This is a genomic window from Emticicia sp. W12TSBA100-4 (assembly GCF_040253585.1).
GTDB lineage: Bacteria > Bacteroidota > Bacteroidia > Cytophagales > Spirosomataceae > Emticicia.
In genome coordinates, this window is record NZ_JBELAU010000016.1 from 115,591 (window position 1) to 125,474 (window position 9,884).

Genomic DNA, 9,884 nt, shown 5'->3' on the forward strand with positions numbered 1-9,884 from the left:
ATATATCATGGCAAATCATTCAAGCTCTCAACGTCTTCCTGACTGGCTCATGTTGGTTATCTTTTTAGTAATCATGGCAGTTTTGTTCTTTTTCGGCGATACATTCATTTTTGTTTTAGGTCTTTTCATTATGATTGGCATTTTTGCAAATGGTTATAACAATAACCCAGCAAATCACGAACATCACTAAGAATTAAGAACTAAATAATATTAAGAAGCACATTCCTAAACGGATGTGCTTTTTTATTGCACCTGGCTTTCTTTGGGCATAATAAAAACCATTATGATATAAATCAGAATAGGAGTTCCGATGCCAAAAATCGTAAAAATTGCCCAAAGCATTCTTACTAATGTCGCATCAATACCAAAATATTTTGCGATACCACCACAAACGCCAAAAAACATTTTTTCGCTACCGACTGTTCGGCTAAGTTTTTTTTCCATTTTAAGATTGTTTACGTATCAAAAATAAAAACCATCTGTGTCAAAACAGATGGTTTTTGGATAAATATCGTTAAAAACTTTTCAAGCGGTTAATTTAGACCGAGAAACTTTCACCGCATCCACAAGTACGGGTAGCGTTTGGGTTTTTGAACTGAAAACCTTTACCATTTAAGCCATCCGAAAAGTCAAGCTCAGTACCGATTAGATACAAAAGGCTCTTTTTGTCAACAAAAACTTTGATACCATTGTCTTCAAAAACATGGTCAGTTGGGCGTTGTTCTCCATCAAATTGCAAATCATACATTAAGCCCGAACATCCTCCACCTTCAACTGCTACTCTGATACCGTGATTTTGAGTGATCCCCTCTTTGGCTTTTAGTTCTATGATTTTATTTTTTGCTACTTCTGTTACAGTTACCATAATTTTAATCTATGAATAGGTAAATTGGCTTCTAAGACCACTATATTTGTTTTCATAATTTATTAACCAAAACCAAGCGTCAAAAGTTTCATGGCGATTTCATTACCCGCTCGAAAAGTTTTAGAAGAATTGTTTCCCCAAAAGGTGTTCGTGAAAACATCAAAAACTATGAAGCTTTGAGAGATAATTTTCAAACGGGCGATTTGATTTTCTTTTCAGGCAATCATTGGCTTTCAAATCTAATCAGAATTCGCTCAAAAGGTGCTTGGAGTCATGTTGGGATTGTTGTTAAAATCGAAGAAATCAATCGTTTATTTTTGGTTGAAAGCATATTAGAAGTTGGTGTCAGAATGATTCCTCTCTCTTTTTTGTTAAAAAACTATGACGGTCACTACCATCATTATAATGGCCGAGTTTCTTGGGCAAGATACGAGCATCTTTCTGATGAACAAGCCCTCGCAATCAAAGAGTTTGCACTCGATAATCTTTCTAAACAATACGATAAAAAAGAATATTACCGTATTTTGTGGCGAACAGTCGTTGGGAAAGAAAAGGTTTTTCACGATGATAAATATACTTGTTCGGAGTATGTTCGTGAAGCTTTTAAGCACGCAGGCATTTATTTAAAATACGAAAGAGGCGATTTTATTTCACCATCGGCAATTTGGAGTAATCAAGAAATTATACTCAAAAACATGATTATTTAGCTTTTTTTATCGCTTCTTTGTCGGTTTACGTATATTCTTCGTGGTCTGGCACGTTTTTTTAGCATTAATTTACAATATTTAATAGTCCACTAACCCAAATATGCGTTCACGACAAAATTTATTTTCTCCTAAAATCGACAACTGGCTGATTGGCTTCAAAGATGGAGCTGATTTTGTTGTGCTGTTTTTTAAAGAAACCTTTAGCCGAGATTTTGAATTCAAAGAATTTGTCAATCAATGTTATCGAATCGGCAATAGTTCGTTATTATTGATTTCTCTCACTGGATTTGTTACGGGTTTTGTTTTCACCAAACAATCTCGTCCATCGCTCGAAACCTTTGGAGCTACATCGTGGCTGCCTTCGCTGGTTACCATTGCTATCATTCGTGCTTTAGCTCCGCTGGTTACTTCGTTGATTTGTGCAGGAAAAGTTGGCTCAAGTATAGGTGCCGAGTTAGGCTCCATGAAAGTAACCGAACAAATTGATGCAATGGAGGTTTCGGCCGTAAATCCAGTCAGGTTTTTAGTCGTAACAAGGGTTCTGGCTTCGACCGTCACTATTCCCCTACTCTCTTTCTATTGTGCATTGATGGCAATGGCAGGTGTTTTTCTAAACGTCACGACCAACGAAGACACCAGTTTTTCGGCATTTCTTGAGCAAGCCTTCAATAATATTATTTTCCTCGACCTCTGGACTGCCATCATCAAGGCAGTTTCTTATGGTTTTACAATCGGAATTGTAGGTTGTTATAAAGGCTATAACGCCAGCAACGGCACGCTCGGCGTAGGAAAAGCCGCCAATGCTTCGGTCGTGATGTCAATGTTTTTGATTTTTATCGAAGAAGTTTTCATCGTTCAAGTAACCAATTGGTTTAGATAAGAGGGTCAACAGTTGATGGTAGGCAGTAAAAGTATTCTGGTTTCATAAAGTAACCAGTACACCAATTTCCAGTAACAAATCTATGAATAAAGTTATCGAAATAGAGCATTTATATAAATCGTTTGGCGATAGAGATATTTTGGTTGATGCCAGTATTGATGTCTTTCAAGGCGAAAACTTGGTAGTTTTAGGAAGGTCAGGCACAGGAAAATCGGTTTTGATAAAAATAATTGCAGGGCTACTCACGGCCGACCAAGGAAAAGTCAATGTTTTGAATCAAAGTTTAATAAATATCAGCAAAAAAGAACTCAATGCACTTCGTTTAAAAATTGGGTTTTCGTTTCAGAATAGTGCGTTGTATGATAGCATGACCGTGCAAGAAAACTTGGAGTTTCCGTTGGTCAGAAATATCAAAAACATGAGCCGAAAAGAAATTGATAAGGCCGTTCATCAAGTACTCGATTCGGTAGGTTTATTGCAAGCACTTACGCAAATGCCTTCGGAGCTTTCGGGCGGACAAAAAAAACGTATCGGCATTGCTCGGACGCTCATCATGAATCCCGAAATTATGCTTTACGATGAACCAACGGCTGGCCTCGACCCAATCACTTGCATCGAAATCAATCAACTGATAAATGAGGTAAAAGAAAATTATCGAACGAGTTCAATCATTATCACCCACGACCTTACTTGTGCCAAACAAGTCGGCGACCGTGTGGCGGTTTTATTCGACGGTAATTTCAAGTTTCAAGGTACATTCGAGGAGGTTTTCAAAAACCAAGACCCTCGAATCAAGAGTTTTTATGAGTATAATTTTACAGAAAATTAAAAGTAATATAGATGGCTAACCCAGAATCTTCACAAAGAATATCGGCAAAAGTTGGACTTTTTGTTGTTATCGGAATTGCAATATTGGCTGCGGGTATTCTTACGCTCGGCACGATGCGAAAAAGTTTTATCACAAGAATTGATGCCAATGCTACTTTTACAAGCGTCAATGGTCTTACGAAAGGAAATAATGTTTGGTTTTCGGGAGTGAAAGTAGGCACTGTACGAGAAATTTCGTTTACGCCCGACTCAAAAGTACGAGTAGTATTTAGTATCGAAGCCGAATCTCAGAAGTTTATCAAAAAAGATGCAATGGTTAGAGTTAGCTCTGATGGTTTAATTGGTAACCCAATTATTTTGATTTCGGGTGGTTCTCCGAGTGTTCCGATGATTGAAAACGGACATGAATTTCGCATCGAAAAAGAAGAATCAACGCAAGAAATGATGAAAACTTTACAGGCGAACAACAAAAATATTTTGTCGATTACCGAAGATTTGAAAAGTTTAGTAGCTGATATTCGTGCAGGACAAGGCTCAATCGGTAAATTAATGAAAGACGAAGCCATGTACGCCAATTTGACAAAATCTTTGGCAACGGTTGAAGCAGCCACTCGTGATTTGAAACAAGGAGCATCTGGCTTGGCTACGCTCACCAATAAACTTAATGCTGAAGGAAACTTTGTCAATTCGATTGCAACCGATAAGGAGATTTATCCTTCGATAAAAAATACAATTTCGACCTTACAAACCACTGCCGATAACTTGAAACAAACATCGTTGGCAGCCAAACAAATGGCCGATAATTTAGAGCAAACCTCCAAGACTATCAATAAAATGACGACTAATACAACGTCACCCGTTGGAGTTTTGCTACACGATGAAAAAACCGCCAACGACATCAAAGAAACCATCAGTAATTTGGAAAGCAGCAGTGCTAAACTCGACCAAAACATGGAAGCTTTGAAACACAATATCTTTTTCAGAAGGTATTTTAAAAAACAAGCAAAAGAACAAGAAGCGAAGAAGGAGTAAATAACAGTTTTTAGTTGTAGACTTTAATAATTTTATAAACAAGAAGCCCTACCGAAAGATAGGGCTTTTGCGTTTGGGTTGTTATAGATTTTCTGCTGCAAATTGTGTAAAATCCTCTTTGAGCGATGCAAAAATTGGTTCAAAAATTTGCATTTTGTCTCGCAGTTCGGCATCATCTTCCAACTTTCGGTGCGTATATGCCACAGGATTTTCTTTAATGTTAGCTATAATTTGGTCTTCTGCTATGTTTATAGAGTGTTTGAGATGGTCAATTTCGTTTTTCTGAATCACGAAACGGTTCTGAAATTGTTCTACTTTAATTTTAACGTCAGTATCAGTATTTTTAGCACTTACCTCCGACAAACGGTTGGTCATAATCTTCAATTCATCTTCATAAAATGCCAATTTTTGGTCCCATTCTTGGTGATCTTGGTGTAAGTCGGTGATATACTTTTGAGTATCCATAGTTGAATTATTGTGTTTTTGTTTCCTCAAAAGTCAGCGTTTTTTCTGATTTCAAATATGATGTTTATCAAGTTCGAGCTTGCTAAGAATCAGTTAGCTTCTACTCAAATTATGCTTATTATCTTTTCTTAGCACCTATTATTAAATTTATTTATAAATTATCGAAATTACAGTCTATTTTTTTATTAGTTTAGCTAACTCAAAGCATCGTTTCAAAAAAATGTTGCTCATTTGTTCAATCCTACAAATAAAAATTTAAAAATGAAAAAAAAAGTAAATGAATCTCGGAGAGAGTTCATAAAAAAAGGAGCTATTGCCTCTTCTTTTTTTATTGTTCCGAGAAATGTGCTTGGTGGAGTCGGTTTTATAGCACCAAGTGACCAACTCAACATTGCTGCTATTGGAGCAGGCGGTAAAGGCCGAAGTGATATAAAAAATGCTTCGGTAAATGGCCGAGAGCGAATCGTTGCTCTTTGCGATGTTGACTTTTCGGGTTCTGCTAAAGACAGCGTGAAACTATTTCCAAACGCCAAACTTTATGCCGACTACCGTGAAATGTTGGATAAAGAAAAAGACATTGATGCACTCACAATTTCTACGCCCGACCACGTACACGGCCCTGCTGCTGCCTTTGCAATGGAGCGAGGAAAACACGTGTATGTGCAGAAACCAATGACCCATAATATTCGTGAAGCAAGAATGCTAACCGAAATGGCTCGAAAATACAAAATCGTAAGCCAAATGGGTAATCAAGGTGCATCAAATCCACTCTTGAATACTGTAAAGGCATGGGTAGATTCGGGAAGATTGGGAAAAATTTCAAAAGTTCAGATTTGGACAAACCGCCCAGTTTGGCCGCAAGGAAACCCAATGCCTAAGCCTGATGATAGCCTTAAACCAAAAGATTTAGACTGGAATTTGTGGCTCGGCCCAAGTGAATACAAACCTTATATTCCAAATATGCACCCATTCAACTGGCGTGGTTGGTGGGATTATGGCACAGGAGCATTGGGCGATGTAGGCTGTCACTTAATTGACATTCCGTTCAGAACTTTGGGCTTAAAATACCCAACTGATGCAGAATGTAGCGTAGCTTCGGTTTATTCAAAAATGTGGACGGCAGATTATAATCCAGAGGGATGCCCAGCATCTTCGTTTATTACATTGCATTTTGGTGCAACTGCCAAAAGCAAATCGCCAATCGAAATGACTTGGAGTGATGGCGGAATCAGACCTTCACACCCCGATATTATTCCTGCAAACGAAGATATTGGTGGGGCGAATAGTGCCAATGGAGTATTAATCATCGGTGAAAAAGGTATTATTTCAACAAATATCAACGATAGTTCGCCATTGATGCCAAAATTATATATGAATGATGGCACAAAAGAAGTTGGACCAGATTTACCAAAAGATATAGAACCAGAATACGGCCACCAACGCCGTTGGGTTGATGCTTGTAAAGCAGGTTTCAATAGCAAAGAACACAAAGGTTTGACATCATCGTTTGATTATGCTGGCCCAATGACAGAAACTGTTTTGATGGGAAATCTGGCTATCAGAAGTTATATGCTCAGAAAAGAAAACAGCAAAGGTCAGATGGAGTTTTTCGCAAGAAAAAAACTCCTTTGGGACGGTGAAAATATGCGAATCACTAACTTAGAAGAAGCGAACCAATTTGTAGGCAGAACTTACCGAGACGGTTGGAAAGTATAGGTTAGTTAGTCCACAGTTTTCAGTCGACAGTCAACAGAAAAAGATTGTCGAAAAGCAAAAAAGAGCTAAATTTTAAAAATTTAGCTCTTTTTGTATATAAACCGTTATCGTCAGTTGACTATTATAAAACAGTTTTAATCTTCAATTCGTCCATTTGTTTGGCGTCGATTGTTGAAGGCGAGTCAATCATCATATCACGTCCTGAATTGTTTTTCGGGAAAGCGATAAAGTCACGAATCGAATCGGCACCACCGAAGATTGAACACAAACGGTCGAAACCGAAAGCGATACCTGCGTGCGGTGGAGCTCCAAATTCAAAAGCATCCATCAAGAAACCGAATTGTTTTTTGGCTTCTTCTTCTGTAAATCCTAAAACCTCAAACATTTTTTGTTGTAAAGGTCTTTGGAAAATACGCACCGAACCGCCACCAACTTCTGTTCCGTTGATAACCATATCGTAAGCATTTGCTCTTACTGCACCTAAATTTGTTTCGAGCAAAGGAATATCTTCTGGCTTCGGACTCGTAAATGGATGGTGCATCGCAAACCAACGGTCTTCTTCTTCGCCATATTCTAAAAGCGGAAAATCTAACACCCAAAGAGCTTTAAATTCTTCTGGATTACGTAAACCTAAGCGGCTACCCATTTCTAAGCGAAGTTCGCTCATTTGTTTGCGAGCTTTGTTAGCTTCGCCCGAAACTACCAAAATCAAATCGCCTTTTTCAGCTCCACAACGCTCTGCCCAAGCCTTTAGGTCTTCTTCTGAATAGAATTTATCAACCGAAGATTTTAATGTACCATCTGCATTATAACGTACATAAATCAAGCCTTTTGCTCCGATTTGTGGGCGTTTCATCCATTCGGTAAGTTCATCAATCTGCTTACGAGTATATTCTGCACAACCTTTCGCATTGATAGCCACCACTAATTCGGCTGAATCGAAAACTGGAAAATCTTTTCCTTTGGCAAGGTCAGTCAATTCCACAAACTCCATTCCGAAACGAGTATCTGGCTTATCATTTCCGTACAAACGCATCGCATCAGCATACGTCATGCGAGGCACTTCAGGCATATCAATATTTTTTACTGTCTTGAATAAATGACGGATAAGCCCTTCAAACATATTCAAAATATCTTCTTGCTCCACAAACGACATCTCGCAGTCGATTTGTGTAAACTCCGGCTGGCGGTCGGCACGTAAATCTTCATCACGGAAACATTTCACGATTTGATAGTAACGGTCGAAACCACCCACCATCAATAATTGCTTAAATGTTTGCGGCGATTGCGGTAAAGCATAAAACTCACCTGGATTCATACGGCTTGGCACTACGAAATCTCTTGCACCTTCAGGCGTTGATTTTATCAAAACTGGAGTTTCTACCTCAATAAAATCTTGTGCATCCATGAAAATACGAGTCTGTTGAGCCATTTTATGACGCAACTGCAAGTTCTGACGTACAGCATTACGACGTAGGTCAAGATAACGATATTTCATGCGAATATCATCGCCACCATCGGTTTCGTCTTGAATCAAAAACGGTGGTAATTTGGCAGGATTTAGCACTTCAAGAGAAGTAACTTTTATTTCAACATCGCCTGTTTCGATTTTATCATTTTTTGCAATACGCTCTACTACTTCACCTGTAACTTGAATCACAAACTCACGACTCAAAGTACGTGCTGTTGCAATAGCGTTTGCATCAGTAGCATTTTCATTTAAAATCAATTGTGTGATACCATAACGGTCACGGAGGTCAACGTAAATAATACCACCTTTATCACGAACAACTTGTACCCAACCGCTCAATGTAACGGTTTTGTTCACATCAGAGATTCTTAATTCTCCGCACGTATGAGTTCTTAACATTTTCTTGAATTATCTTTTGTCTTTTTGTTGGTAAGCATTTTTTATGCCATACGCCAATTTTTCTGCAAAACTACGGATTTTTACTGAATAGTAGGACAATTTTCCAAATTGTCCTCAGCATAAATACGAACAATTTAGAAATCGGACTGCCAACGCAGTTGTTCTACAATTATTTAAAAGCAGGAATCCCAGTAATAGCATGACCCAAAATCAATAAATGAATATCGTGCGTACCTTCGTAGGTTACGACCGATTCGAGATTCATTTGGTGACGCATAATTGAATACTCACCCGTGATGCCCATTCCGCCGTGAATTTGGCGTGCTTCACGAGCAATTTCTAAGGCCATCGCCACATTGTTTCTTTTTGCGAGCGAGATTTGTGCGGTTGTTGCTTTTCCAGCATTTTTCAGATTGCCCAAACGCCAGCAAACTAATTGTGCTTTGGTGATTTCGGTGAGCATTTCGGCCAATTTCTTTTGTACTAACTGAAAAGAAGCAATTGGCTTATCGAATTGAATACGCTCCATTGCATATCTACGAGCCGACTCATAGCAGTCCATTGCTGCTCCCAATGCCCCCCATGCAATGCCATAACGGGCATTGTCAAGACACGACATTGGTGCTTTCAAACCATCGGCTTCGGGTAAAATATTAGATTTTGGTACTCGTACATTATCAAAAACCAATTCGCCCGTGATACTCGCACGTAACGACCATTTTCCGTGAATTTCGGGCGTGCTGAAACCTTCCATTCCTCGTTCAACAATCAATCCTTTAATGCGTCCTTGCTCATTTTTTGCCCAAACTACCGCCACATCAGCTTTTGGCGAATTTGAAATCCACATTTTTGAGCCATTCAGAATTACGTGGTCGCCATCTTCTTTAAAATTAGTCGTCATGCCACTTGGGTTTGAGCCAAAATCTGGTTCGGTAAGTCCGAAACAGCCTAAATATTCGCCACTACCCAATTTTGGCAAAAACTTCATTTTTTGTTCTTCGCTTCCGTATTTATAAATAGGAAACATCACGAGTGAGCCTTGCACAGAGGCAGTCGAACGCATTCCCGAATCTCCTCTTTCAATTTCCTGCATCATCAAACCATACGAAATATAATCAAGGCTTTGACCGCCATATTCAACTGGAATTGTCGGACCGAAAACACCCATATCGCCCATTTTTTTGACGATAAACTCAGGAAATTCACAGCGTTGAGCAGCATCTTCGATAATGGGAGAAATTTCTTTTTTCACAAAATCACGCACTGCCGAGCGAATCATGAGTTGTTCTTCGGTAAATAAATCATCTATTTGATAAAAATCGGGCGATTCAAATTCGTCTTTTTTGCTTGAATGCTTAAAAGTTTGTTGAGAAGGAGTCATTTTATTAATGAAGAATTGATAATGGAGAATGAATAATATTTTGCAAAACAGCTATTTATTGCTTTACAAAAATATGATTTTGATTATGAAATAAAAAAGGGACTTCGTAAATAAGTCCCTTTGCTTGATGAACAAATTTA

At 38.5% G+C, this 9,884-nt stretch carries 11 protein-coding genes; 6 read left to right on the forward strand and 5 right to left on the reverse strand.

The features are described from left to right. Positions 1–7 precede the first annotated feature (7 nt). The gene (locus ABR854_RS22025; RefSeq protein WP_305951837.1) at positions 8–190 is read left to right on the forward strand and encodes a hypothetical protein; all 183 of its coding nucleotides are present in this window, start codon (positions 8–10) and stop codon (positions 188–190) included. A gap of 53 nt (positions 191–243) precedes the next feature. Here ABR854_RS22025 and ABR854_RS22030 read toward each other — a convergent pair whose 3' ends face one another. Both ABR854_RS22030 and ABR854_RS22035 read right to left on the reverse strand, forming a co-directional pair. Beyond that, positions 244–444, reverse strand: coding sequence for a PspC domain-containing protein (locus tag ABR854_RS22030; protein ID WP_350268012.1), 201 nt, complete (start codon positions 442–444; stop codon positions 244–246). Positions 445–538: 94 nt separating this feature from the next. After that, complete coding sequence (locus ABR854_RS22035; protein ID WP_350268013.1) at positions 539–865, reverse strand: HesB/IscA family protein; 327 nt, start codon at positions 863–865, stop codon at positions 539–541. 176 nt (positions 866–1,041) lie between these two features. Between ABR854_RS22035 and ABR854_RS22040 the strand changes: the two genes are divergently transcribed. From ABR854_RS22040 to ABR854_RS22055, 4 genes are all read left to right on the forward strand, one after another. Then, positions 1,042–1,572, forward strand: a complete 531-nt coding sequence (locus ABR854_RS22040; RefSeq protein ID WP_350268014.1) for a YiiX/YebB-like N1pC/P60 family cysteine hydrolase — start codon at positions 1,042–1,044, stop codon at positions 1,570–1,572. 100 nt (positions 1,573–1,672) lie between these two features. Continuing rightward, positions 1,673–2,452, forward strand: coding sequence for an MlaE family ABC transporter permease (locus tag ABR854_RS22045; RefSeq protein WP_350268015.1), 780 nt, complete (start codon positions 1,673–1,675; stop codon positions 2,450–2,452). Between the two features lie 82 nt (positions 2,453–2,534). Then, the gene (locus ABR854_RS22050; RefSeq protein WP_350268016.1) at positions 2,535–3,281 is read left to right on the forward strand and encodes an ABC transporter ATP-binding protein; all 747 of its coding nucleotides are present in this window, start codon (positions 2,535–2,537) and stop codon (positions 3,279–3,281) included. 11 nt (positions 3,282–3,292) lie between these two features. After that, positions 3,293–4,312, forward strand: a complete 1,020-nt coding sequence (locus ABR854_RS22055) for an MlaD family protein (RefSeq protein WP_350268017.1) — start codon at positions 3,293–3,295, stop codon at positions 4,310–4,312. Between the two features lie 81 nt (positions 4,313–4,393). On the opposite strand, the gene ABR854_RS22060 is transcribed toward ABR854_RS22055, so the two are convergent. After that, complete coding sequence (locus tag ABR854_RS22060; RefSeq protein WP_350268018.1) at positions 4,394–4,777, reverse strand: hypothetical protein; 384 nt, start codon at positions 4,775–4,777, stop codon at positions 4,394–4,396. Between the two features lie 261 nt (positions 4,778–5,038). On the opposite strand from ABR854_RS22060, the gene ABR854_RS22065 reads away from it, so the two are divergent. Continuing rightward, on the forward strand, positions 5,039–6,493 hold the full coding sequence (locus ABR854_RS22065; RefSeq protein ID WP_350268019.1) for a Gfo/Idh/MocA family protein: 1,455 nt from the start codon (positions 5,039–5,041) through the stop codon (positions 6,491–6,493). Positions 6,494–6,614: 121 nt separating this feature from the next. On the opposite strand, the gene aspS is transcribed toward ABR854_RS22065, so the two are convergent. Together aspS and ABR854_RS22075 are read right to left on the reverse strand one after the other, a co-directional pair. Continuing rightward, the gene (gene aspS / locus ABR854_RS22070) at positions 6,615–8,363 is read right to left on the reverse strand and encodes an aspartate--tRNA ligase (protein ID WP_350268020.1); all 1,749 of its coding nucleotides are present in this window, start codon (positions 8,361–8,363) and stop codon (positions 6,615–6,617) included. Between the two features lie 169 nt (positions 8,364–8,532). Further along, complete coding sequence (locus ABR854_RS22075) at positions 8,533–9,744, reverse strand: acyl-CoA dehydrogenase family protein (RefSeq protein ID WP_350268021.1); 1,212 nt, start codon at positions 9,742–9,744, stop codon at positions 8,533–8,535. Between the last annotated feature and the right edge of the window lie 140 nt (positions 9,745–9,884).

Coding starts and splice junctions, on each gene's coding strand:
- ABR854_RS22025 (WP_305951837.1), top strand. CDS start 8: ATGGCAAATCATTCAAGCTCTCAACGTCTTCCTGACTGGCTCATGTTG.
- ABR854_RS22030 (WP_350268012.1), bottom strand. CDS start 444: ATGGAAAAAAAACTTAGCCGAACAGTCGGTAGCGAAAAAATGTTTTTT.
- ABR854_RS22035 (WP_350268013.1), bottom strand. CDS start 865: ATGGTAACTGTAACAGAAGTAGCAAAAAATAAAATCATAGAACTAAAA.
- ABR854_RS22045 (WP_350268015.1), top strand. CDS start 1,673: ATGCGTTCACGACAAAATTTATTTTCTCCTAAAATCGACAACTGGCTG.
- ABR854_RS22050 (WP_350268016.1), top strand. CDS start 2,535: ATGAATAAAGTTATCGAAATAGAGCATTTATATAAATCGTTTGGCGAT.
- ABR854_RS22055 (WP_350268017.1), top strand. CDS start 3,293: ATGGCTAACCCAGAATCTTCACAAAGAATATCGGCAAAAGTTGGACTT.
- ABR854_RS22060 (WP_350268018.1), bottom strand. CDS start 4,777: ATGGATACTCAAAAGTATATCACCGACTTACACCAAGATCACCAAGAA.
- ABR854_RS22065 (WP_350268019.1), top strand. CDS start 5,039: ATGAAAAAAAAAGTAAATGAATCTCGGAGAGAGTTCATAAAAAAAGGA.
- aspS (WP_350268020.1), bottom strand. CDS start 8,363: ATGTTAAGAACTCATACGTGCGGAGAATTAAGAATCTCTGATGTGAAC.
- ABR854_RS22075 (WP_350268021.1), bottom strand. CDS start 9,744: ATGACTCCTTCTCAACAAACTTTTAAGCATTCAAGCAAAAAAGACGAA.